We start from the raw sequence: 22,603 nt of genomic DNA, 5'->3' as shown, positions 1-22,603 counted from the left end.
AAAGGATCCCAGCCATGAGCACGACCGAGAACCCGAAGGACCATCCGACCGGCAACGCCGAGAAGGACCCCGACGACTGGACGACAGGCGACGAGCCGATGACCGGCGCCCAGGCGAGCTATCTGAAGACGCTCAGCGAGGAAGCCGGCGAGACGTTCGACGACACGCTCACGAAGGCCGACGCCTCGAAGCAGATCGATGCGCTGCAGGAGAAGACCGGGCGCGGTCGCTAGCGCCGCGCCGCCGTGGCCCGGTCGAGCGCCATGATCAGGCCGGCGATGTCGCTGCGGTATGACGCGCCGCCGGGACTGAGCGCCAGCGCGCGCCGCCAGAGCGGCCGCGCGCGCTCGGGAGCGCCGGCCTGCACATAGGCCAGACCCAGGAAGAACACCGGCGCGGGATGGCGCGGGGCGAGGCGGATCGCCTGGCGGAACGCGATCAGCGAGGCGGGCGACACCTGTCCGCCGTCGTGGGCCGCCAGCGCCGATCCCAGCCCGGTCCAGAGCATGTAGCTCTTGGGCAGCGAGTTCACCCCGCCCAGCATCACCCGCGCCGCCGCATCGGCGTCGCCCGCGCGTAGCAGCGCGTCCGATGCGGTGTAGAAGGCGGCGTCGGCGGTGAACCGTCCCATCATCCGTTCCCGCAGGTCGATGAGGGCCGGCGGGAGCGCCGCAGCCTCGGCCGATGGCTGGGCGGAAGACGCGGCGAGCCCGGGCCGTCCCTGCCAGCCGTACCCGGACAGCCCCAGGATCAGCGTCCCACCGATAACCGGCCACAGTCGTCGCGGTGCGCCGACCAGCGCCAACGCGCCGAACGCCGCGGCGGCAAGGACCGCGGCCGCCACCAGCCCGATCATCGTCGGCGCGCCGTGTGCGTCACGCCGTCGCCAGCCGCCGCAGCCGGGCCTCGACCTTCGCGGTCGCCAGGCTCGCGCGCATCCGCATCAGCACGATCGCCGCGAACAGGCAGGTGAAGCCGGCGAGCATCGGCCACAGCGGCCATAGGATGCTCGCGTCGATCGTCGACCTGGTCAGCCCGATCGAGGGGCCCTGGTGGAGCGTGTTCCACCACACCACCGAATAATGGATGATCGGCAGCAGCACCGTGCCCGCGACCCCGTAGATCGCCGGGATGCGGCCGTCGCCGCCGCGCTCCGCGTCGCCGCGGGCGAGCGCCAGATAGCCCAGATAGACGAAGAACAGCAGCAGCATCGACGTCAGCCGTCCGTCCCACTGCCACCACGTCCCCCAGGTCGGCCGTCCCCAGATCGCGCCGGTGGCGAGGCACACCGCCGCGAAGACCGCGCCCGGCGCGGCGATCGCCCGCGCGGCGACTCCGCCCAGCGGATGCCGCCAGACCAGCAGCGCGATGCTCGACAGCGCGATCCCGCTCCATCCGCCCATCCCGAGCCAGGCCGAGGGGACGTGGATGTACATGATCCGCACCGTCTCGCCCTGGAGATAGTCGGGCGGCGTCCGCGTCAGCCCGCCCCAGGCCCCGAACGCCACCAGCGCGACGCCCAGCCAGAACAGCAGCGGCGTCAGCGGCCTCGCGATCTTCACGAAGCGAGCCGGATTGGCGAGGGCATGGAGCGCAGGCATGACCACGGATTAAGCGATCGGGAGCGCTTGCGATAGCCTCGCCCAAGACGGCGGGAACGGGCCGCTTGCCAAGGCGCTGCCGCGGGATCAAAGCCCGCCCGCTTACCAAAGGGGCGAGTCTCAGATGCCATCCCTCGCCGACGCGGACGCCGCGCCGACCGACCACGCGCCGCACGGCAAGACGCTCTGGCTGGCGCTGGGCGCGCTGGGCGTCGTGTTCGGCGACATCGGCACCAGCCCGCTCTACGCGCTGCACGAGACGTTCGCCGGACATCACACGATGCCGGTCGACGGCCTGCGCGTCCACGGCGTGATCAGCATCGTCTTCTGGACGATGCTGCTGATCGTCACGGTCAAGTATGTGATGATCATGATGCGCGCCGACAACAAGGGCGAGGGCGGCAGCCTGTCGCTCCTCGCGCTGATCTCCCGCGCCTCCGGCCCCGGTCGATGGACCGCGGGGTTGACCGTGCTCGGCATCTTCGCGACCGCGCTGTTCTTCGGCGATGCGATGATCACGCCGGCGGTGTCCGTCCTTTCGGCGATCGAGGGGCTGGAGACGCTCGATCCGCGCTTCGCCCGCTACGTCATCCCGCTGGCGGTGGCGGTCGTGGTCGCGCTTTTCGCCATCCAGAAGCACGGGACCGAGCGGGTCGGCCAGCTGTTCGGCCCGGTCATGCTGGTCTATTTCGTCGTGATCGCGGTATTGGGCGCGATCTCGATCGCCGCGACTCCCTCGATCCTCCAGAGCCTGTCGCCGCTTTGGGGCGCACGGTTCATCCTTCACGATCCCGGTCTTGCCTTCCTCGCACTCGGTTCGATCGTCCTGTCGGTGACCGGTGCCGAGACGCTCTACGCCGACATGAGCCACTTCGGGCGGCAGCCGATCCGGCTCGCGTGGCTGGTGGTCGCCTTTCCGACGCTGATGCTCAACTATCTGGGGCAGGGCGCGCTCCTGCTGCGCGCGCCGGCCGCGGTCGAGAGTCCCTTCTACCTGTTGGCGCCCGAGGCGTGGCGGCTGCCCCTCGTGATCCTGGCGACGCTCGCCACGGTGATCGCGAGCCAGGCGGTGATCACGGGCGCCTTCTCGGTCGTGCGCCAGGCGGTCCAGCTCGGCCTGTTCCCGCGGCTTTCGGTCGAGCACACGAGCGAGCATGCCGAAGGCCAGATCTATCTGCCGCTGGTCAATTGGGGGCTGCTGGTCGCGGTGGTGATGCTGGTGCTCACCTTCCGCAGCTCGTCGAACCTCGCTTCCGCTTATGGCATCGCGGTGACGGGGACGATGCTGATCACGACGGTGATGCTCGCGGTCGTGCTCCGCCGGCTGTGGCACTGGCCACTGCCCGCGGCCGTCGCGCTGATCGCGGTGTTCGCGATCGTCGACGGCACCTATTTTGCCTCCAACCTGACCAAGTTCGTCGACGGCGGCTGGTTCCCGCTGCTGGTCGCCGCGATCGCCTTCACGATGCTGACCACCTGGGCGAAGGGCCGCGCGCTGATGCGCGCGCGGTTCGAGGCGGCGAACATGCCCGTCCCGATCTTCGCCAAGTCGGTCGAGAAGAGCGTCCACCGCGTGCGCGGCACCGCCATCTACCTGACGTCGACGACCGAGGGCGTCCCGCCCGCGCTGCTGCACAATCTGAAGCACAACCAGGTGCTGCACGAGCAGGTGCTGCTGGTGACGGTGTCCGTGCTCGACATCCCCCGCGTCTCTCCGCCGGAGCGGGTGGAGGTGTCCGACCTGGGCACCGGCATGAAGCGCGTCCGCCTGCGCTTCGGCTTCGTCGAGGAACCCGACATCCCCGCCGCGCTCGCCGCCGCCGCGGACCGGATCGGCCCGCTGCCGCAGATGACGACCAGCTACTTCCTCTCGCGCCAGACGGTGATCGCGAGCGACCGCCCGGGCATGGCGCTGTGGCGCGAGCATCTGTTCGGCTGGATGGTGCGCAATTCGGCGAGCGCGATGGAGTTCTTCAACCTGCCGGTGAACCGGGTCGTCGAGTTGGGGAGCCAAGTGCAGATTTGAAGACGGGTTGAGATCCTTGGTGGACCTCCGCGATCATGGTATCCAATCCTGATGAACGTTCACGCTCCTGTACGGAGCCGCCGTCCCATCGGACTGAAAGCGCGTGACTTCCTGATGCTTAAGGAAAGCGGCGCGTTTCAGAAGACGTGGCGCGCCGAACTGCTCGACGGCGAGCTCTTCGGCAGCCCGCGACCGGACGACGGGGGCGAGCCCGAGAGCGACGAATACGTCCGCTTCAAGCTTACGGTGGAGCTTTATCATTTGCTCGACGCGGCGGGTGCGTTCGCGGATCACCAGGCGACGGAACTGATCGACGGTGAGGTCTACGCGATGAGTCCCCAGCACCGACAGCACGGCTTTGTGAAGGACGAGATCGCTTACCGCCTTCGTCGCGCCGTCGAAGCGATCGGATCGCCGCTGAGCGTTGCGACCGAACAGTCGGTCTGGATCAGCCCGACCAGCGAACCCCAACCGGACATCATCCTGACGAGCGAGCCTCGTGGGGTGGGTCCGATCCCGGCCAAGTCGGTGGCGCTTTTGTGCGAGATTTCATTCTCTACGATCGAGTTCGATCTCGGTCAGAAGGCCGTCGTCTACGCGGCAGCCGGTGTATCGGAATACTGGGTCGCTGACGTCGCTGAGCGGGTGATCCACCGGATGTGGTCGCCCGTCGAAGACACCTTCGAGAAAGAGGCCGAGATCTCGTTTGGGGAGGAGCTGACATCGGCGACGATCGCAGGCCTGACGATCGACACGTCCGGTCTGTAAGCAATCGAGCGAGCGCTCACCGTCCTCGCCAGTAATCAAATGCCCGCCCCTGGAGCTCGCGGACGAATCTCGCCGCCTCCGGCCCCTCCCACTCGCCGTCATAGCCGTGCGCGTCGCGCGCACCGGCCCACCAGCCCTGCCCCGGCAGCCGGTCGCTCTCGCGCACCACCAGCACCGCGAGCGGCGGTTCGCCCGAAGCGGTCGCGGCCTCGTCGATCGCGTCGAGCGTCTTGCACACCGCGCGCATCTTCGGCCGGGTGAAGCGATGCCCGAGATCGCGGAGCAGCTCCGAATAGCTCACCGCCCGCCCCTCGCGCGCGGCGGCGACGAGCAGCGCGCGGATGCGGGGGATGTCGGCAAGCGAGCCGGGGCCGGTCTCGGCGGGGATAATGCCCTCCTCCTCCAGCCAGCGCGACAGCGTGCCTCCGGCGAGATCGGAAGACTGGGACATGAGGCTAACGTGTTATCCTAGATGCGACCTGCCGTAGTTCCACTTCCCGATCGGGATTCCTCATCAAGTCGCTCGTGTCCGCGATACCCTGCATAGCCTCACCGAAGGCCGAAGATTTCAGCCGCCGACTGACAACTAGTCTGCGCGCGGAGGTGGTGGTGTGACCCTGAGCGCGCAACAAATCGACCGACAGACTTTCACCCTTGCTGAGGACAGGTTTGCCGTCGCGAACCCACATCCAGCGATTCCAAAGCGTGCCCGCCAGCCAAAACGACAGGATGAAAGAGGAGATCACGACGACAGCGTAGGCAACGGCCAGCATGTTTCCCCCTTCCGAAGCGTGTCAGTGAACTACCGCGTCAGCTTCTTGTACGCCAGCCGCGTCGGCCGATCCGCCGCGTCGCCCATGCGGCGGCGCTTGTCCTCCTCGTAGCTCTCGTAATTGCCCTCGAACCATTCGACGTGGCTGTCGCCCTCGAACGCCAGGATATGGGTGCACAGGCGATCGAGGAAGAAGCGGTCGTGGCTGATGACCACGGCGCAGCCCGCGAAGGTCTCCAGCGCCTCCTCCAGCGCGCGCAGCGTCTCGACGTCCAGATCGTTGGTCGGCTCGTCGAGGAGGAGGACGTTGCCGCCCTCCTTGAGCATCTTGGCCATGTGCACGCGGTTGCGTTCGCCGCCGGACAATTGCCCGACCTTCTTCTGCTGGTCCGGCCCTCGGAAGTTGAACGCGCCGACATACGCGCGCGTCCCCAGCTCCTGCTTGCCGAAGCGGAACACCTCCAGCTTGTCGCTGATCTCCTCCCAGACGTTCTTGTTCGGATCGAGGTCGTCGCGCGACTGATCGACATAGCCGAGCTTGACGGTCGAGCCGACCTCGATCGAGCCGCCGTCGGGCTGTTCCTGTCCGGTGATGAGCTTGAACAGCGTCGACTTGCCCGCGCCGTTCGGCCCGATCACGCCGACGATCCCGCCCGGCGGCAGGGTAAAGTCCAGCCCCTCGAACAGCAATTTGTCGCCATAGGCCTTGGACAGCCCCTTGGCCTCGATCACCTTATTGCCGAGCCGTTCGGGGATCTGGATCAGGATCTGCGCCTTGCCGGCGACGCGATTCTCCTGGCTCTCCATCAGCTGCTCGAAGTTGCGGATGCGCGCCTTGGACTTGGTCTGGCGCGCCTTGGGGGTCTGGCGCATCCAGGCGAGCTCGTCGGCGATCGCCTTCTGCTTGCCCTGCTCCTCGCGCTCCTCCTGCTCGAGCCGCTTGGCCTTCTTCTCCAGATAGCCCGAATAATTGCTCTCGTAGGTGTAATACCGCCCGCGATCGAGCTCGAGCACCCAGTTGACGACGTTGTCGAGGAAGTAGCGGTCGTGCGTCACCAGGATGACGTTGCCGGCATATTCCTTCAGGTAGTTCTCCAGCCACGACACGCTCTCGGCGTCGAGATGGTTGGTCGGCTCGTCGAGGAGCAGGATGTCGGGCTTCTCGAGCAGCAGCTTGCACAGCGCGACGCGGCGTTTCTCGCCGCCGGACAGGTTGGTGACGGCGCTGTCGCCCGGCGGGCAGCGCAACGCCTCCATCGCCTGTTCGAGCTGCGAATCGAGCGTCCAGCCGTCGACCGCGTCGATCTTGGCCTGGAGCTCGCCCATCTCCTCCATCAGCTTGTCGAAGTCGGTGTCGTCCTGCGGATCGCCCATCTCGGCGGAGATCGCGTTGAACCGGTCGACCAGGTCCGCGACCGGGCGGACGCCGTCCTTGACGTTGCCCATCACGTCCTTGGTCGGATCGAGCTGCGGCTCCTGCGCCAGGTAGCCGACGCGGATGCCTTCCGCCGCCCAGGCCTCGCCGACGAAATCGGGGTCCATGCCGGCCATGATCTTCATCAGCGTCGACTTGCCGGCGCCGTTGGGGCCGATGATCGCGATCTTGGCGCCGTGGATGAACTGGAGGTGGACGTTGTTGAGCACGGGCTTGTTCGCGCCCGGGAAGGTCTTGGTCAGACCCTTCATGACGTAGGTGTACTGGACGGCCATCGGTGGAGCGGCTCGCTTTCTGAGGCTGAAAATCGCTGGAAATGCGTGCGCGCATGTAGTGCCGCGCCGCAACGTTGGCAAACGGCGGGATGGGTCCTACGCGCACCGCATGATCCGACCGCTCCTCCCCCTCGCCATCGTCGCCACGCCCGCGCTCGCGCAGGCCGCGCCGCCGGCACCGCCACCCACCGCCGCGCCCACGGTGATCCCGCCCGCGCCGGTCGACCCGAAGGTCCTCGCGCTCCAGCAGAAGGCGCTCGCCGACGGCACGGCCTGGGACATCGTCGAGGGGCTCACGACCGAGATCGGTCCGCGGATGACCGACGGCTCGCCGGCCCAGGCGCGGGCGCGCGACTGGGCCGTGGCGAAGCTCAGGGCGCTAGGGTTCCGCAACGTGCGGGTCGAGCCGTACACGCTCACGAAGCCTTGGGAACGCGGCTTGGAGACCGCCGAGGTCGTCGCTCCCTTCCCGCAGCCGCTCCGGCTGACCGCGCTGGGCAACTCGGGCGCGACGCCAGCGGACGGGTTGACGCTGCCGGTCGTCGTCTTCGCGAGCTACGCCGATCTCCAGCGCGCGCCGGAGGGCAGCCTGACGGGCAAGATCGCCTATATCGGCAACGGGATGGTCGCGACGCAGGATGGGTCGAGCTACGGCGCTTATGGCTCCGCACGCTTCACCGGCCCGGCCGTCGCGGCGAAGAAGGGCGCGGCGGCCGTCCTCATCCGCTCGATCGGGTCCGATCACGGTCGCGGCCCGCATGCGGGGAACACCAACTTCGCGGCGGGAACCCGGCCGATCCCCGCCGCGGCGCTGTCGGTGGCGGACGCCGAGAACCTGGAGCGGATGGCGGCGCGGGGAAAAACGATCACCGTCCATCTCACGCTCACGCCGCAGTTCGCCCCGGCCCGGCTGTCGGGGAACGTCGTCGCGGAGGTGCCTGGAACGGACACGGACGCGGGCGTCGTGTTGATCGGCGGGCATCTCGACAGCTGGGACCTGGGCACCGGCGCGATCGACGATGCCTCGGGGGTGGCGATCACCACCGCCGCCGCCAAGCTGATCCTCGATCGCGCGCGACCGCCCCGTCGCACCATCCGCGTCGTCTGGTTCGGGGACGAGGAGACCGGCGGGCACGGCGGCGAAGCCTATGCCAAAGCGCATGGCGGCGAGCGGCACGCGATGGCCGCGGAATCCGATTTCGGCGCCGATCGGGTGTGGCGCGTCCAGACCGGGTTCGTGGCCACCGCGACCGCCGTCGCCGACCGGTTGGCGGCGGCGCTGGCGCCGCTCGGCGTCGTCCGCGGCTCAGGCACGCCCAACGGCGGCACCGACGTCGAGCCGGCAATCGCGGCAGGCGCGCCCGCGGTAGACCTGAACCAGTCCGGACTGCGCTACTTCGATTACCATCACACGCCCGAGGACACCCTCGACCGGATCGATCCGGAGCAGCTCCGCCAGAACGTCGCGGCCTGGGCGACCATGCTGGCGGTGGTCGCCGACGCCCCCGAGACGCTGATCCCCGCCAGCCCCGCCAACGCCTCGTCGCGGCCGTGAACCCGTCCACCGCTCGCCGCAAACATGACGCAAATGGGTTTGACGCCTCGTTCGGCTGCGCTATTGGCGAAACTTCGCGGCGGCAAAGGGGTCGGGCGCGAGAGACGCTTTGTGTGGGGAGCCACTGAATGAAGAAGATCGCGCTTGTCGCTGTCGCCGCCGGACTGATGTCGGTCGCCGCTTGCAACCGGACGCCCACCGAGGCCGCCGCGGACAACGTGTCCGACAACATGGAGGCTCAGGCCGACAATCTCGGCGCGATGGCCGATAACGCGACCGGCGCCGACGCCGCCGCGCTGACCAACGCTTCCGAGAACATGGAAGATCAGGCCGACGCGGTCGAGAATTCGGTCGAAAACACCTCGATGTAATCTCCGCCCGCGCGGAGTTCTGACCTGACAAGGGGATACCACATGAAGAAGTTTGCACTCGTCGCCGTCGCCGCCGGCCTGATGTCCGTCGCCGCCTGCTCGAAGTCGCCGGAAGCGGCCGCGGTCGAGAACAACGCCGACATGATGGCGGACAACATGGACGCGATGGCCGACAACATGTCGGACATGTCGAACACCACCGCCAATCCGCTGGCGGAGGACAACACCGAGGCGGCCGCAGAGAACCTGCACGACGCGGCGGACAACGTCCGCGACGCCGGCGAGGACGCTGCCGACAACAAGTGATCGAAGGGAGCTCCGGATCGACGATCCGGAGCTCCTTTTCATGCCGGCCCGGACGGGCGCGCCCGTTCGTACGGGCCACATCGGATGGCCACGTCATGCGTCTGCTCTCGTTCTCTGCCGCGACCGCCGCCGCGCTGCTTCTGGTATCGGCCTGCTCGAAGGAGCCGAAAGCCGGATCCACCGCCGCCAACGCGGATGCGATGGCCGACCAGCTCGAGGCGAAGGCCGACAATTACGAGATGCTGGCGGACAATTCCGCCGACACGGGTACGGCGACCCAACTCGAGAACGCATCCAGCACGCTGGATGACGAGGCCGCCAATCTTCGCGCGCAGGCGAACCCGAAGGACGCGATGAAATAGCGTCGGGTCCGCGAAGACCTAAGTGCCGCCTCGCCAGATCCTCAGCCGCGTCTGCGGCGATACGCCGCCCTGGTGTGTCGGACAGCTCCGGTAGCGGAAGCGCCGGTCCAGACAGATCCAGACCTCGTCCAGCCATCCGCCCGGCCGCGTGCTGATCCGCATCCCGGAGGCGCGCAGCCCAGGATTGACGCGCGCGATCGCGGTCGCCAGCCCGGCCGCAGTCAGCGGCCGGCGCGACAAGGCGTCCATCGCCGGATAGCGCAGCCGCGCGTAGAGACCAGTGCTGCGGGCGAAATAACTTGCCGGGGTGGCGCCCGGGACGCAGGTGCCGTGCTTCGCCCATTCGTGCTGGATCAACTGCGCCGACGGCGTCGCGCAGAGCGCGCCCTTCACCACGGCCTCGGCGAGCAAGCCGGTCGGGCGACAATATTGGGGCCAAACCTTCCCCTGCCCATCCGGCCAGAGTCCGTGCAGCACGAAACCAAATCGACGGCCGCCGCCGCATTGGAAGGCCGCTGACGGCTGGTCCCGCTTGGTGCGACAGAACTCGGGCGACCAGCTGATCGCAAGCGTATAGCCGCCGATCGGCAGCAGGCGGCGCGGCTGATCCGCACTCGGCAGGTCGGGCCGGAGCTGGGGCAGCATCGACGGGACGGCGCAGCCATCGCTTTGGGCAAGGGCCTGCGCCGGAGCGAGGAGCGCCACCGCGGCGAGCGCCCGCCTCACGGCTGCGCCTCCGCCGTATCCGGTTCGCCGAACCAGTCGCGCGCGCCGTCGCCGAAGAGCACGATCGCCCCGGCGATCCCGAGCCCAGACGAGAGCAGCTGGAGCAAGGTCGCGGGAAGCGACAGCGCGCGCCCGGCGACCAGGCCGACCCCGGTCAGCACCAGCACCCCGGCGGAGAGCACCGCGACGAATACGATCCCCGCGCGGGCGACCTGACTGCGCCGATGGGCCGCCCCCCACCACAGTGCCAGGCTGATGACGAGGACCAGCGCAAAGCCGGCGGGGACCAGCCACTCGTAACCAGCAAGCGCGGACCTGCCCGCGATCAGCCGTCGCCGCTCGTCCCATGACAATGCGGCGCCGATCAGCCAAGCCGCGGTCGATGCCAGGTAGAGCCGGTCGAACATACGGATGACGGGCGGTCTGGTCATCGTGCTTCCCCCATGAAGTCCAGCCCGACGTCGGCCGCGGGAGCGGACTGGGTCAAGCGGCCGACGCTGATGTAGGTGACGCCCGTCTCGGCGATCGCGCGGATGGTCTCGAGCGTCACCCCGCCCGACGCCTCGGTGGGCACGCGCCCGGCGACCAATGCGACCGCCTCGCGCAGCACCGGGGGCGGCATGTTGTCGAGCAGCAGATGGGTCGCGCCCGCGCCCAGCGCAGGCGCGATCTGGTCCAGGTGGTCGACCTCGACGATGACTCGCGCGATCCCGGCGTCGACCGCGCGCCGCACCGCCTCCCCGACTCCGCCCGCGACCGCGACGTGATTGTCCTTGATCATCGCCGCGTCCCAGAGCCCCATGCGGTGGTTCTGCGCGCCGCCCATGCGGGTCGCATATTTCTCCAGCACGCGCAGGCCCGGCAGCGTCTTGCGCGTGTCGAGCAGCGTCGCGCCGGTCCCGGCGATGGCGTCGACGTAGCGCCGCGTCAGCGTCGCGATCCCCGACAGATGCTGGACGGTGTTGAGCGCCGACCGCTCCGCCGTCAGCATCCCCCGCGCCCGCCCCGACAGCCGCATCAGGTCGGTCCCCGCCGGCACCTGCTCGCCCTCCCCGACCAGCCGCTCGATCCGGACCTCGGGATCGAGACGGCGGAAGAACGCCTCGGCGATCTCCAGCCCCGCGACGACGATCGCGTCGCGCGTGTCCATCACGCCGGCGAACCGCTCGTCCGCGGGGATCACCGCGGCGGAGGTGATGTCCCCTGCCTCGCCCAGATCCTCGGCGAGCGTCGCGGCGACGAAGACGTCCAGATCGAAGCCGGCGATCATGGCAACGTCTCGCTGGGGTCGACGCCCCAGAGCCGACCGGCCTCGACATAGCCCGCCTGCCCCTTCACATCGAGCCGGCACCAGCCGCCGCCGCACTGGCTGAGCCGGCCGACGACGCCGGGCTCGGCGCGCCAGACGACCCGGGCGCCGGGCGTCGGCCGCTCGCGCAGGTCAGCGATCTCGCGACGCACGTAGCCGGTGCGCGCCTCCGACAGCAGATTGGCGAGCATCCAGCCTTGCGTCCCGTCGGGGTCCTCGACCTTGCGCCATTCCTTGAACACCGCGACCACCTTCACCGGCAGGTCGGCGCGGACGTAGAGCCAGCTCGCCGGATAGGTCCTGCCCGGCCCGGTCCGCATCCGCGCGCGGCCGGCGGAGATCGAGGCGTAATAGGGCGGCGTCTTCTTCGCCTGCGCGAACGCCACATCGCTGCCGACCAGCGCGAGGAGGGCTAGCGCCCCGATCATCCGCCGCATACCAATTCCCTTCAAGCCCCGCTCTAGCCCGCCTGTGCGCCGCATCAACCGCGTTGACGCCTCCCGCCGCCTTCGCCAAGTCGCGGGGCATGGCCGATCCTCGTCGCTGCCCCAACCCCAAAGTGGTCGTCACCCGCGAGCTGGCGGACGCGACGATGGACCGGATGGCGGCTCTGTTCGAGGCGGACCTGAACCGCGACGACCGCCCCCTCACCCGCCCCGAGCTGGAGGCGGCGGTGGCGGAGTGCGACGTGCTGGTGCCGACGGTCACCGATTCGATCGACGCCGACCTGATCTCCGTCGCCGGACCCCGACTCAAGCTCATCGCCAACTTCGGCGCCGGCGTGAACCACATCGACCTGGCGGCGGCGCGCGCCCGGGGCATCCTCGTGACCAACACGCCGGGCGTCCTGACCGAGGACACCGCCGACATGACGATGGCGCTGATCCTCTCTGTGCCGCGGCGGCTGGCGGAGGGCGAGAAACTGGTCCGATCGGGCGAATGGCGTGGGTGGAGCCCGGGCGGGATGCTCGGGCACCGGATCGGCGGCAAGGCGCTGGGGATCGTCGGCATGGGGCGGATCGGCCAGGCGGTGGCGCGGCGCGCACGGGCGTTCGGGCTGAGCGTCCATTACCATAACCGCCACCGTCTCCCCAAGGTGGTGGAGGCGGAGCTGTCCGCGCAGTGGCATCCCAACCTCGACGAGATGCTGGCGAACATCGACATCCTGACGATCCACACGCCCCTGAACGCGGACAGCCGCGACCTGATCGATGCGAGCCGCATCGCGCTGCTGCGCCCGCACGTCTTCCTCATAAACGCCAGCCGCGGCGGGATCGTCGACGAGGATGCGATGGTCGCGGCGCTGGAAGCGGGGCGGCTCGCCGGCGCCGGGCTGGACGTCTGGCGGCACGAACCCGCGATCGATCCGCGGCTGCTCGCCCTCCCCAACGTGGTGATGACCCCGCACATGGGCTCCGCCACCTACGAGGGCCGGATCGCGACGGGAGAGAAGGTGATCGCCAACATCCGCATGTGGGCCGACGGCCATCGCCCGCCGGACCAGGTGCTGGAGGGTTGGGCTTAGTCTTCTTCGGTGCGGCGGCAGGCGCCGCCGAGTTCCGACGGCCGAGGGTGGGGTCTGCCGTCGGCTCGCAAGTCGTCATTCACCGCGTCGCCAAGCCCGACAGCCGCGGCCCGAGGAAGTCCAGCACCGCGCGCACCCGCGGCACATGCCGCACCCGTTCATGGGTGAGCAGCCACACGCCGCGGCGGGGGATGTCGGGCGAGGGCGACAGGCAGCGGATCAATTCGGGCTCGCGGTCGGCGACCAGGCAGGGAAGCGCGGCGAGCCCCGCCCCGGCGCGCACCGCCGACAGCAGCCCCGCCGACGAGCCCAGGTGCATCGTCACCGCCGCCTCCAACCCGTTCTCGGCAAGCCAGGCGCGGTACATCTCCCAGACCTTGGGTTCGCCGCCGCCGATGAAGGCATGGCCAAGCAGCTCGGCACGGCGCCGCGGGCATCCGTGCGCGGCGGCATAGTCGCGGCTGCAATAGACCGTCCAATGATCGTCGGCGATCTTGCGCCCGACCAGCCCGGCGCCGGTCGGCTGCGCGATCGTGCGGATCGCCACATCGGCCTCGCCGCCGGCGAGATCGGCGAGCCCATCCCCGGTGTCGAGCTCGATGCGCACGCCCGGATGCGCGTCGTGCAGATCGCGGAGCAGCGGCGGCAGGATGGTGATCGCGATCAGCGAGCCGGCGGAGAGCCGCACCGTCCCGCTCGCGTCGCGCCCGAGCGCGCCCGCCGCGGCGTCGAACCCCGAGGCCGCCGCCTCCATCACCGCGGCCTGCGGCAGGAGCGCGGTCCCAGCCTCGGTCAGCGCATAGCCCGCCTGCCGCCGCTCGAACAGGGCGCAGCCGAGGCGCGCCTCCAGCGCCGCGACCCGGCGCGCGGTCGTGGTCTGGCTGACCCCCAGCACGCGCGCGGCGGCGAGCGTGCTGCCGGCGCGCGCGACCGCGAGGAAGTGGCGGATGTCGTCCCATTCGTTCACAAGCGCCTCCCTGCGCCCCACGCGCGGTCGGCGCATCCTGCACCTTTGCAGAATGGCTGCGCAACATCGTTGCTGTTCGCAACTGACTTATCGGCCTATCTCCCGGGCATGGCCGATCGCGGCCATCTTCAGGAGACAGACGATGAAGACGATCCTCGTCGCCGCGGCGCTGGCCGCGGCGTGGAGCGGCGCGCCCGCGACCGCCCGGACCAACCCCGTCGCGACCGCCCGCGTCGCGGTCCACGACCTCGACCTCAGCCGCCGTGCGGACGTCGCCACCCTCGATCGCCGGCTTGCCCTGGCTGCGCGCCGCGTGTGCACCGACGGCATCTCGGCGGTGTACGGCGGCTATGCGGCAGCGAAGAGCTGCGAACGCGCCACGCGGCGCATGGTCACCGCCCAGCGCGATGCCGCGATCGCGGCCGCAACGGACGTGGCGCTGGCGGCGCGGTGAGGGTCTGCCGTCCGCGGCGCGGCGGCGTCCCGCACGCCGGGTCGCGCCTTACCGCGTGGCGTTGTACTTCAGCTGGGCGTCGGTGAGCTGGAAGCCGATCAGCGCCTCGAAGGTCGCCTTGAGCACCGCATCGCGGATCTCGGGCCGGGCGAGCGGGTCGAGCGCGGCGTCCTCCTCCCCGGCCTTGCGCTTGCGGGTCAGCGTGTCGCGGGCCTCCTTGGGGAGCGTCGCCGCGGCGCGGTTGACGAAGGCAGCGCCCTTGCCGGTCCCCGTCGCCACCGCCTGCCCGGCGTCGAAATGGAGCGCGACCTGGCTCACCCGCTTCGACACGACCTGGCTGCCGCCGCGCACGACGGTGATGAAGTAGGGCAGCGACACGTCGCGCGCGGCGTCGGCGCGGGTGCGGCGGGCGCGGACGTCGAAGGTCGCCTGGGTGACGACCTGCTCGCCGCTGTCGTCGCAGGTCGAGCGCAGGTTGCTGATCGTCGCCGTGACGTCAATCGCCGATTCGAGGCGGCTCGTCGGCGGATCGAACAGGGTCACGTCGCCGGTGCCGGCCGGGATCGCGACCGTCGGACAGGCGGTGCGGACGGCAGTGATCCCGCCCGACGGATCGATATCCCCCGAGCGCGCGCAGGCGGCCAGCCCGAGGAGCAGGAGGGGAGCGGCGCGCAGGGTCACGAGGGCAAAGCCTTTCACGTAGGATCGCCGCCGCCATAAGCGCCTTCCCGCCGCGCGCGCAATCGGCTAGGCGGCGTAGGACATGACCAAGCCGTCCCTGGAGCTCGTGATCGCCGCCCCGCGCGGCTTCTGCGCCGGCGTCGACCGCGCCATCCACATCGTCGAGCTGGCGATCCTGAAGCACGGCGCGCCCGTCTATGTTCGCCATGAGATCGTTCACAACAAGTTCGTCGTCGACGCGCTGAAGGCGAAGGGCGCGGTGTTCGTCGAGGAGCTGGACGAGGTGCCCGACGGCGCGCCGGTGGTGTTCTCCGCTCACGGCGTGCCGAAGTCGGTGCCGGCGGACGCCGAGACGCGCGGGCTCGATTATCTCGATGCGACCTGCCCCCTGGTCTCCAAGGTCCACCGCCAGGCCGAGCGGCTGAACGAGCATGGGCGGCACATCGTGTTCATCGGCCATGCCGGCCATCCCGAGGTGATCGGCACGCTGGGCCAGCTGCCGCCGGGCGCGATGACGCTGCTGGAAACGGTCGAGGACGTCGCCTCGTTCACCCCCGCCGACCCGGACAATCTCGCCTTCCTCACCCAGACGACGCTGTCGGTCGACGACACCGCGGCGATGGTCGAGGCGCTCCGGGCCAAGTTCCCGAGCATCCAGGGTCCGCGCGGCGAGGACATCTGCTACGCCACCTCGAACCGCCAGGCGGCGGTGAAGGCGATCGCGGGCGAGGTCGACGCGCTGCTGGTGATCGGCGCGACCAACTCGTCGAACTCGATGCGGCTGGTCGAGGTGGCGGAGCGCAACGGCACCCGCGCGCGGCTGATCCCGCGCGCCGACTGCCTCGACTGGAGCTTCATGGACGGCGTCGAGCGGCTGGGCATCAGCGCCGGGGCCTCTGCGCCCGAGTTGCTGGTCCGCGAACTCGTCGACCTGCTCTCGACACGGTACGACATCCGCGAGCGCGAGGTCGAGACGACGCGCGAGACCATCGCGTTCAAGCTGCCGCGCGCGCTGGAGGCGACCGCCGCGGCGGCTTGAGGCGCCACCGCTTTCGGCTAGGAGGCGCGGGATGGCCGTCTACACCCATGTCTCCGCCGAAGCGTTGTCGGCCTTCCTCGCGCGCTACGACGTCGGCGAGCTGGTCAGCGCCAAGGGCATCGCCGAGGGCGTCGAGAACTCCAACTACCTCGTCGACACGACGCGCGGGCGGTTCATCCTGACGTTGTACGAGAAGCGGGTGGCGGCCGCCGACCTGCCGTTCTTCATGGCGCTGCTCGATCACCTCGCCGCCAAGGGCTTGCCGGTGCCGCCGGCGATCAAGGACCGGAACGGCGTCGAGATCCAGGAGCTGGAGGGACGGCCCGCGTGCCTGATCACGTTCCTGCCCGGCGTGTCGCTGTCGCATCCGACGCCGGCGCAGGCACGGGCGGCGGCCAGCGCGCTGGGTCGGATGCACCTGGCCGTGGTCGACTTCCCGCTTCAGCGCGGAAACTCCATGGGCCAGCCGACCTGGCAGTTTCTCTACGAACGCTGCGGGGCGAGCCTCGATCAGATCGCGCCGGGACTACACGACGACCTGGCCTACGCGATCCCCGATCTGGCCGCGACCTACGGTCGTGATGGGCTCGACCGCTGCGCGATCCACGCCGATCTGTTTCCAGACAACGTCCTCATGCTCGACGACCGGGTGACTGGGCTGATCGACTTCTACTTCGCCTGCACCGATATCCGCCTGTACGATCTGGCGGTGATGCACGCCTCCTGGTCGTTCGACGCAACCGGCGCCTTCTACGACGAGACGATCGGCGATGCGCTGATCGCGGGCTACTCGCAGCACTTCCCGCTCAGCGACGAAGACAGAAGTGGCTTCAACGATCTGGCGGTGGGCGCCTGCATCCGCTTCACGCTCTCGCGAGCGTGGGACTGGCTGAACACCCCCGCCGACGCGCTGGTCACTCGCAAGGACCCCCTCGCCTTCTGGCGGCGGGTTCGGGTCTATGATCCCAACCTCGCCAGTCTGATGGGGACGCTGGCATGACCGAACTCCCCCATGTCGAGGCGTTCACCGACGGCGCGTGCAAGGGCAATCCCGGTCCCGGCGGCTGGGGCGCCGTGCTGCGGATGGGCGAGCGCGAGAAGGAGCTTTCCGGGGGCGATCCGCATACGACCAACAACCGCATGGAGCTGACCGCTGCAATCGAGGCGCTGAACGCGCTCAAGAAGCCGTGCCGCGTCTCCATCTCCACCGACAGTCGCTACGTCATGGACGGGCTGACCAAATGGATCCACGGCTGGCGGAAGAACGGCTGGCGGACCGCCGACAAGAAGCCGGTCAAGAACGCAGAGCTGTGGCAGGCGCTCCTCGCCGCCGCCGAGCCGCACCGCGTCGAATGGAGCTGGGTCAAGGGCCACGCCGGCCACCCCGAGAACGAGCGCGCCGACAAGCTCGCGAGCGATGCGGCGGTCGCGGCGGGGCGGCGCGCCTGAACCGCGGAACCGGACTCGCCTGCCGCGCGCTCCGCTCACCAACCTTCGATCGGACAGAGCATGACCAAGACCGCCCTCATCGTCGGCGCCAGCGGTATCGTGGGGAGCGCCACCGCGGACCTGCTGGTGCGCGAGGGATGGACCGTCCATGGCCTCGCCCGCCGCGCGGTGGACCAGCCCGGCGTCCACCCGGTCGCCGCCGACCTCCGCGATGCACCCGCGACCGCGGCGGCGCTCGCCGGCGTCAATCCCGACGCGGTGTTCATCACCACCTGGCTGCGGCAGGACAGCGAGGCGGAGAACATCCGCGTGAACGCGGCGATGGTCCGCAATTTGCTGGACGGCCTGCCCAAACCGACAGGGCCACGCCACGTCGCCCTGGTCACTGGCCTCAAACACTATCTCGGCCCGTTCGAGGCCTATGGCAAAGGCGCGTTGCCGCAGACCCCGTTTCGCGAGGAGCAGGGCCGGCTCGACGTCGAGAACTTCTACTATGCGCAGGAGGACGAGGTGTTCGCCGCGGCGGCGCGCGACGGTTTGAGCTGGAGCGTCCACCGACCGCACACCGTGATCGGCAAGGCGGTGGGCAATGCCATGAACATGGGCACGACACTGGCGGCCTACGCCACGCTGTGCCGCGAGATCGGACGCCCGTTCACCTTTCCCGGCTCCCAGGCGCAATGGTCCTCGCTGACCGACATGACCGACGCCGGGCAGCTCGCGGCGCACCTGCTCTGGGCCACCGAGACCGAGGCCGCGCACGACCAGGCCTTCAACGTCGTCAACGGCGACGTCTTCCGCTGGCAGTGGATGTGGCGCCGCATTGCCGACTGGTTCGGAGTCGAGGCTGCGGCGTTCGACGGGACGGTCCGCCCGCTGGAGCGGCAGATGGCGGACGCCGCCGGCGTCTGGCGCGAGATCGCCGCGCGCGAGGGGCTCGCCGAACCCGACCTCTCCCGCCTCGCCTCCCCCTGGCACACCGACGCCGACCTGGGCCGCCCGATCGAAGTCGTGACGGACATGTCCAAGAGCCGGCGGCTGGGGTTCACCGGCTATGTGCCGACCGACGACGCCTTCTTCGCGCTGTTCGAGCGACTGCGCGCCGATCGGCTGATCCCCTAATCGTCGAACCCCACGAAGGTCGCCGCCTCGTGGACGGGACGGCGCTCGGACACGACCGCATTCGCCGGAAAGGTCTCGTCCGGCCAGCCGAGCGCGATACTCTTCATGATCACCTGATCGTCGGGGATGCCGGCATGTTCGCGCACGACCGGCGACTGCATGATGCCCTGGCTGTTGATGACGGTGCCGAGCCCGCGCGACCAGGCGGCGTTGACCAGCGCCGTCGCCACCGCGCCGCAATCGAACGGCGTGTCGTCGCTGCCGTCGACCGCCCGGTCATAGGTGATGATCACGCAGACCGGAGCGTCGAACTGGCGGAAGCCGCGCATCACCCAATCGTGCCGCATCTCCTTGTCGTCGCGCGCGATCCCCATGGCGGCGAAGAGCTGCTTGGCGACGCCGACCTGGCGATCGCGGTGCGCTCCGGCGAAGGCGACGCCGGTCCGGAACTCGCGCGAATGGGGGATGCCCGCGAGGTTGCGTTCGGTGTTGCCCTGCCGGATGCGCTCGAGCGGCTCGCCGGTGATGACATGGAAATGCCACGGCTGCGTGTTCATCGAGGAGGGTGCCCGCATCGCGAGCGCGAGCACGTCCTCGATCAACGCGCGAGGCACGGGCTTGGGCAGGTAGCCGCGGATCGAGCGGCGGCCGAGGACGACTTCGTCATAGGTCATGCGGGCAATCCTGCTTTGATATGGGAGGCGGTCAAGCGGCGGCGCGGTCCTCGAACAGCACCTTCAATTCGCGCTTGAGGATCTTGCCGTTGGCGTTCCTGGGGAGCGTTTCGGGCGTGAAGCGGATCGCGACCGGGACCTTGAACGCCGCCAGATGCTCGCGCACCCAGGCCTGCAGCTCGGCCTCGCTCGCGGCCGTCCCCGGAACGAGGTGGACGACCGCGGCCGGCTCCTCGCCGAGCTGGCGATGCGGCACGCCGACCAGCGCCGCGTCCATCACCGCCGGATGTGCGTAGAGGACGTTCTCGACCTCGCTCGAATAGATGTTCTCGCCGCCGCGGATCACGATGTCCTTGGCGCGGTCGACGATGAAGCAGAACCCCTCCTCGTCGACGCGCGCGAGGTCGCCCGTCCGCACCCAGCCGTCGACGAAGGTCGCCGCGGTCGCCTCGGGCTTGTTCCAATAGCCCTTCACGATCATCGGCCCGCGCGCCCAGAGTTCGCCGACCTCGCCCGGCGCGACCTCGCCCCCTTCGGGATCGGTCACCTTGAGGTCGGCGACGGCGACCGCGGGACCGCAGCTTTCGGGACGGGCGAGATAGTCCTCGCCGCCGTGGGTGGTGACCGTCGCCATCGTCTCGGTCATGCCCCAGCCGTTGGCGGGCATCGCCTTGAACTCGGCGGCGATCCGCCGGACCAGCTCGGGCGCGGAGGGCGCCCCGCCATAGCCGATCGATTCGAGGCTGGAGAGATCGTAACGGTCGCGGTCGGGATGCTCGAGCAGCTGCCAGGCGATCGTCGGCACGCCGCCGGTCGAGTTCACCCGCTCGCGCTCGATGATCTCCATCGCGCGCACCGGCTCGAACTTGCGGACGTAGATGTTGGTGTGGCCTGCGGCCATCGACCCCATCAGCCCGGCCGAGAGCGCGGTCGCGTGAAAGAGCGGAATCACCGTCAGCGCGACCTTGGGCGTCGGCTCGGGCAGCGGATCGCCCCGGCGCAGGACCATCCGCGCCATCGCGTAGCCGCTCGAGAAGATGTTGGTCGCGAAGTTGCGGTGGGTGCCGAGCGCGCCCTTGGGCCGGCCGGTGGTGCCGCTGGTATAGAGGATGCTCGCCTCGTCGTCGGGCGCGAGATCGACGTCGGGCAGCTCGCGCGGCGGCAGCGTCGCCCAGCTCTCCGGCGTGCCGATCACCGACTCGATCCGCTCGACACCCTCGACCGGCGCGGCGGCGCGGGAGACGAGGACGCGGGCGAGATCGGGCAGGTCGGCGCGGTGCGACACAATCCGAGCCCAGCGCTCGTCGTCGCAGACCAGCACCTTCGCGCCCGAATCGGACAGACCGTAGGCGAGTTCCTCGCCCGTCCACCAGGCGTTCAGCGGCACCGCGATCGCGCCGAGCACGGTCGTGGCGAAGAAGGCGACGACCCATTCCGGCAGGTTGCGCATCGCGATCGCCACGCGGTCGCCCTTGACGACGCCGTGCGTCTGGAAGTCCGCGGCGAGCGTTGCGATCGCCCGGAACTGCGCCTCGTAGCTGACGCGCTCGTCCTCGAAGATCGTCGCAAGCCGTTCGCCGTGGCTGCGCGAATGCGCGACCAGCGCGCCAAGATGGGGCGGCGCGTTCTTCCACACGCGCGTCGCGCAGCCGCGAATCTCCACCGTCTCCATCTCGAACCGCGATCCCGGCGCGGTCAGCACGCCGCGGACCTGATCCATCGACATGGCCGGAAAGGTCGGGGAAGCGGTGGACACGGGCGAACTCTCCGAAAAACGGGTTTGTCGGAGCCACGGTTAGGATTGATTCGCGTGACGCTCAAGGCGATAGGGTTCGAACGTTTCGAAGGCGGGGTACGGAGAGGCATGACAATCGCGACGCCCGGATCATATGGCTTCGACGCCAGCCGCCTGGCGCGGGTCGACGCCTTTCTGAAGGATCGTTACCTCGATACCGGCGCCTTCGCGAACGCGCAGCTGCTCGTCGCCCGCGAGGGCGAGATCGTGCATTTCTGGTCGGCGGGCCAAGCGCGCGAGGACAGGGCTGGCGAGATCGACGAGGGATCGCTGTTCCGCATCGCCAGCATGACCAAGCCGATCACCTCGGTCGCGTTCATGATGCTGGTCGAGGAGGCCAAGGTCGCGCTCGACACTCCGGTCCACCACGTTCTCCCCGAGTTCAAGCGGCTGGGCGTCTATAACGGCGGCGGCGCGGGGGTGCCGTTCGTCACCCGCCCGACGACCGAGCCGATGCGGATGGTCGATCTGCTCCGGCACACGTCGGGGCTGACCTACGGCTTCCAGAACCGCTCCAACGTCGACGCGGCGTACCGCGAGGGCAAGCTGGAAAGTTGGCACGGCAACCACGACCTCGACTCGTTCGTCGCCGCGCTCGCCAAGGTGCCGCTGGAGTTCTCGCCGGGCGAGAGCTGGAACTATTCGGTCGCGACCGACGTGCTGGGCGCGGTGGTCCAGCGCGTATCGGGGATGCCGCTGGAGGAGTTCTTCCGCACCCGCGTCTTCGCGCCGCTCGGGATGCACGACACCTTCTTCACGGTGCCCGCCGACAAGCTGGACCGGCTGACCGACTGCTACACCCTCCCCGATCCGGTGAACGCGCCGACCGAGCGGGTGATGTTCGATCGCGCCGCCGAGACGATGTGGGGAACCCCGTTCAAGCTCGTCTCCGGCGGAGGCGGGCTGGTGTCGACCGCGCTCGACTATCACCGCTTCTGTACGATGTGCCTGAACGGCGGCGAGTTGGACGGCGCGCGCATCCTCGGTCGCAAGACGATCGACCTGATGACGCGGAACCACCTGCCCGGCGGCGCGGACCTGACCGCGATGTCGAAGTCGCTGTTCAGCGAGACGCAGAACGCCGGCACCGGCTTCGGCCTGGGGTTCGCGGTGACGATCGACGTCGCGCGCTCGATGATGCCTGGCTCGGTCGGCGAATATTATTGGGGCGGGATGTTCTCGACCGCCTTCTTCATCGATCCGGTCGAGCGGCTGAGCATGGTGTTCATGACCCAGCTGTCGCCGAGCATGATCTATCCCATCCGCCGCGAGCTCAAGACGATGATCTACGCGGCGCTGACCTGACACCCACTTTCCGTTCGTCCCGAGCGAAGTCGAGGGACGTTCGGAGCGCGCCTCGTGTCTCGACTTCGCTCGACACGAACGGACTT

Annotated in this window: 27 protein-coding genes; 14 read left to right on the top strand and 13 right to left on the bottom strand. The window is 69.3% G+C overall.

What is annotated here, in order from left to right; genetic code table 11:
- Nucleotides 1–14: 14 nt before the first annotated feature.
- Nucleotides 15–233, top strand: coding sequence for a DUF3072 domain-containing protein (locus tag AC4GYY_RS03310; protein ID WP_491118805.1), 219 nt, complete (start codon nt 15–17; stop codon nt 231–233).
- Here the strand turns inward: AC4GYY_RS03310 and AC4GYY_RS03305 are convergent.
- Entirely contained in the window at nt 230–856 is a 627-nt protein-coding gene (locus AC4GYY_RS03305) for a tetratricopeptide repeat protein (protein WP_491118803.1), read from the bottom strand. The genes AC4GYY_RS03310 and AC4GYY_RS03305 overlap by 4 nt on opposite strands.
- Before the next feature lie 19 nt (nt 857–875).
- Nucleotides 876–1,601: a heme ABC transporter permease CcmC gene (gene ccmC / locus AC4GYY_RS03300; protein WP_491118801.1), complete on the bottom strand. Its 726-nt coding sequence runs from the start codon at nt 1,599–1,601 to the stop codon at nt 876–878.
- 124 nt (nt 1,602–1,725) lie between these two features.
- On the opposite strand from ccmC, the gene AC4GYY_RS03295 reads away from it, so the two are divergent.
- Both AC4GYY_RS03295 and AC4GYY_RS03290 read left to right on the top strand, forming a co-directional pair.
- Nucleotides 1,726–3,627, top strand: a complete 1,902-nt coding sequence (locus tag AC4GYY_RS03295) for a potassium transporter Kup (RefSeq protein ID WP_491118799.1) — start codon at nt 1,726–1,728, stop codon at nt 3,625–3,627.
- Between the two features lie 51 nt (nt 3,628–3,678).
- Nucleotides 3,679–4,395: a Uma2 family endonuclease gene (locus tag AC4GYY_RS03290; protein WP_491118797.1), complete on the top strand. Its 717-nt coding sequence runs from the start codon at nt 3,679–3,681 to the stop codon at nt 4,393–4,395.
- A gap of 16 nt (nt 4,396–4,411) precedes the next feature.
- Here AC4GYY_RS03290 and AC4GYY_RS03285 read toward each other — a convergent pair whose 3' ends face one another.
- Genes AC4GYY_RS03285 through ettA form a run of 3 tightly spaced genes read right to left on the bottom strand, consistent with a single transcriptional unit; the run spans nt 4,412 to nt 6,877 of the window.
- Nucleotides 4,412–4,846 carry a ribose-phosphate pyrophosphokinase gene (locus tag AC4GYY_RS03285; RefSeq protein WP_491118795.1) on the bottom strand — a complete coding sequence of 145 codons (435 nt, stop codon included), beginning with the start codon at nt 4,844–4,846 and terminating at the stop codon, nt 4,412–4,414.
- Nucleotides 4,847–4,850: 4 nt separating this feature from the next.
- Nucleotides 4,851–5,168: a hypothetical protein gene (locus AC4GYY_RS03280; protein WP_491118793.1), complete on the bottom strand. Its 318-nt coding sequence runs from the start codon at nt 5,166–5,168 to the stop codon at nt 4,851–4,853.
- Nucleotides 5,169–5,197: 29 nt separating this feature from the next.
- The gene (ettA, locus tag AC4GYY_RS03275) at nt 5,198–6,877 is read right to left on the bottom strand and encodes an energy-dependent translational throttle protein EttA (RefSeq protein WP_491118791.1); all 1,680 of its coding nucleotides are present in this window, start codon (nt 6,875–6,877) and stop codon (nt 5,198–5,200) included.
- A 109-nt stretch (nt 6,878–6,986) separates the two neighbouring features.
- Between ettA and AC4GYY_RS03270 the strand changes: the two genes are divergently transcribed.
- From AC4GYY_RS03270 to AC4GYY_RS03255, 4 genes are all read left to right on the top strand, one after another.
- Nucleotides 6,987–8,432 carry a M20/M25/M40 family metallo-hydrolase gene (locus AC4GYY_RS03270; RefSeq protein WP_491118789.1) on the top strand — a complete coding sequence of 482 codons (1,446 nt, stop codon included), beginning with the start codon at nt 6,987–6,989 and terminating at the stop codon, nt 8,430–8,432.
- Nucleotides 8,433–8,560: 128 nt separating this feature from the next.
- Nucleotides 8,561–8,803, top strand: a complete 243-nt coding sequence (locus tag AC4GYY_RS03265; protein ID WP_491118787.1) for a hypothetical protein — start codon at nt 8,561–8,563, stop codon at nt 8,801–8,803.
- A 42-nt stretch (nt 8,804–8,845) separates the two neighbouring features.
- On the top strand, nt 8,846–9,109 hold the full coding sequence (locus tag AC4GYY_RS03260; protein WP_491118785.1) for a hypothetical protein: 264 nt from the start codon (nt 8,846–8,848) through the stop codon (nt 9,107–9,109).
- A 95-nt stretch (nt 9,110–9,204) separates the two neighbouring features.
- Nucleotides 9,205–9,471 (top strand): hypothetical protein, encoded by a 267-nt coding sequence (locus tag AC4GYY_RS03255; RefSeq protein WP_491118783.1) that lies wholly within the window; start codon nt 9,205–9,207, stop codon nt 9,469–9,471.
- An 18-nt stretch (nt 9,472–9,489) separates the two neighbouring features.
- On the opposite strand, the gene AC4GYY_RS03250 is transcribed toward AC4GYY_RS03255, so the two are convergent.
- Genes AC4GYY_RS03250 through AC4GYY_RS03235 form a run of 4 tightly spaced genes read right to left on the bottom strand, consistent with a single transcriptional unit; the run spans nt 9,490 to nt 11,943 of the window.
- Nucleotides 9,490–10,197 carry a ribonuclease T2 family protein gene (locus AC4GYY_RS03250; protein WP_491118781.1) on the bottom strand — a complete coding sequence of 236 codons (708 nt, stop codon included), beginning with the start codon at nt 10,195–10,197 and terminating at the stop codon, nt 9,490–9,492.
- Complete coding sequence (locus AC4GYY_RS03245; protein ID WP_491118779.1) at nt 10,194–10,628, bottom strand: hypothetical protein; 435 nt, start codon at nt 10,626–10,628, stop codon at nt 10,194–10,196. Before AC4GYY_RS03245 ends, AC4GYY_RS03250 begins: the two co-directional genes overlap by 4 nt.
- Nucleotides 10,625–11,467 carry a carboxylating nicotinate-nucleotide diphosphorylase gene (gene nadC, locus AC4GYY_RS03240; protein WP_491118777.1) on the bottom strand — a complete coding sequence of 281 codons (843 nt, stop codon included), beginning with the start codon at nt 11,465–11,467 and terminating at the stop codon, nt 10,625–10,627. Before nadC ends, AC4GYY_RS03245 begins: the two co-directional genes overlap by 4 nt.
- Nucleotides 11,464–11,943 (bottom strand): SH3 domain-containing protein, encoded by a 480-nt coding sequence (locus AC4GYY_RS03235; protein ID WP_491118775.1) that lies wholly within the window; start codon nt 11,941–11,943, stop codon nt 11,464–11,466. Before AC4GYY_RS03235 ends, nadC begins: the two co-directional genes overlap by 4 nt.
- An 89-nt stretch (nt 11,944–12,032) precedes the next feature.
- On the opposite strand from AC4GYY_RS03235, the gene AC4GYY_RS03230 reads away from it, so the two are divergent.
- A complete protein-coding gene (locus tag AC4GYY_RS03230; protein WP_491118773.1) occupies nt 12,033–13,031 on the top strand; it encodes a 2-hydroxyacid dehydrogenase in 999 nt (332 codons plus the stop codon).
- A 79-nt stretch (nt 13,032–13,110) separates the two neighbouring features.
- Here AC4GYY_RS03230 and AC4GYY_RS03225 read toward each other — a convergent pair whose 3' ends face one another.
- The gene (locus AC4GYY_RS03225; protein WP_491118771.1) at nt 13,111–13,998 is read right to left on the bottom strand and encodes a LysR family transcriptional regulator; all 888 of its coding nucleotides are present in this window, start codon (nt 13,996–13,998) and stop codon (nt 13,111–13,113) included.
- A 142-nt stretch (nt 13,999–14,140) separates the two neighbouring features.
- Between AC4GYY_RS03225 and AC4GYY_RS03220 the strand changes: the two genes are divergently transcribed.
- Entirely contained in the window at nt 14,141–14,452 is a 312-nt protein-coding gene (locus AC4GYY_RS03220; protein ID WP_491118769.1) for a UrcA family protein, read from the top strand.
- Between the two features lie 48 nt (nt 14,453–14,500).
- On the opposite strand, the gene AC4GYY_RS03215 is transcribed toward AC4GYY_RS03220, so the two are convergent.
- Nucleotides 14,501–15,133 carry a hypothetical protein gene (locus AC4GYY_RS03215; protein ID WP_491118767.1) on the bottom strand — a complete coding sequence of 211 codons (633 nt, stop codon included), beginning with the start codon at nt 15,131–15,133 and terminating at the stop codon, nt 14,501–14,503.
- Between the two features lie 82 nt (nt 15,134–15,215).
- On the opposite strand from AC4GYY_RS03215, the gene ispH reads away from it, so the two are divergent.
- The 4 genes from ispH to AC4GYY_RS03195 are packed head-to-tail and all read left to right on the top strand — an operon-like array spanning nt 15,216 to nt 18,743.
- Nucleotides 15,216–16,172: a 4-hydroxy-3-methylbut-2-enyl diphosphate reductase gene (gene ispH, locus AC4GYY_RS03210; protein ID WP_491118765.1), complete on the top strand. Its 957-nt coding sequence runs from the start codon at nt 15,216–15,218 to the stop codon at nt 16,170–16,172.
- A gap of 31 nt (nt 16,173–16,203) precedes the next feature.
- Nucleotides 16,204–17,172 carry a homoserine kinase gene (thrB, locus tag AC4GYY_RS03205; protein WP_491118763.1) on the top strand — a complete coding sequence of 323 codons (969 nt, stop codon included), beginning with the start codon at nt 16,204–16,206 and terminating at the stop codon, nt 17,170–17,172.
- The gene (gene rnhA, locus AC4GYY_RS03200) at nt 17,169–17,621 is read left to right on the top strand and encodes a ribonuclease HI (RefSeq protein WP_491118761.1); all 453 of its coding nucleotides are present in this window, start codon (nt 17,169–17,171) and stop codon (nt 17,619–17,621) included. The genes thrB and rnhA overlap by 4 nt, the downstream gene beginning before the upstream one ends.
- Before the next feature lie 60 nt (nt 17,622–17,681).
- Nucleotides 17,682–18,743, top strand: coding sequence for an SDR family oxidoreductase (locus tag AC4GYY_RS03195; RefSeq protein ID WP_491118759.1), 1,062 nt, complete (start codon nt 17,682–17,684; stop codon nt 18,741–18,743).
- Here AC4GYY_RS03195 and AC4GYY_RS03190 read toward each other — a convergent pair.
- Together AC4GYY_RS03190 and AC4GYY_RS03185 are read right to left on the bottom strand one after the other, a co-directional pair.
- Nucleotides 18,740–19,417 carry a nitroreductase gene (locus tag AC4GYY_RS03190; protein ID WP_491118757.1) on the bottom strand — a complete coding sequence of 226 codons (678 nt, stop codon included), beginning with the start codon at nt 19,415–19,417 and terminating at the stop codon, nt 18,740–18,742. The genes AC4GYY_RS03195 and AC4GYY_RS03190 overlap by 4 nt on opposite strands.
- A gap of 31 nt (nt 19,418–19,448) precedes the next feature.
- Nucleotides 19,449–21,143, bottom strand: coding sequence for a class I adenylate-forming enzyme family protein (locus AC4GYY_RS03185; RefSeq protein WP_491119284.1), 1,695 nt, complete (start codon nt 21,141–21,143; stop codon nt 19,449–19,451).
- A gap of 138 nt (nt 21,144–21,281) precedes the next feature.
- Here AC4GYY_RS03185 and AC4GYY_RS03180 point away from each other — a divergent pair, with 138 nt between their 5' ends.
- Nucleotides 21,282–22,517 carry a serine hydrolase domain-containing protein gene (locus tag AC4GYY_RS03180; RefSeq protein WP_491118755.1) on the top strand — a complete coding sequence of 412 codons (1,236 nt, stop codon included), beginning with the start codon at nt 21,282–21,284 and terminating at the stop codon, nt 22,515–22,517.
- The last annotated feature ends 86 nt before the right edge of the window (nt 22,518–22,603 follow it).

The sequence above is a fragment of the Sphingomonas sp. SP6 genome (genome assembly GCF_058313435.1).
The sequence above is the reverse complement of the archived record's forward strand: the minus strand, read 5'-3'. Positions and strand labels throughout refer to the sequence as shown.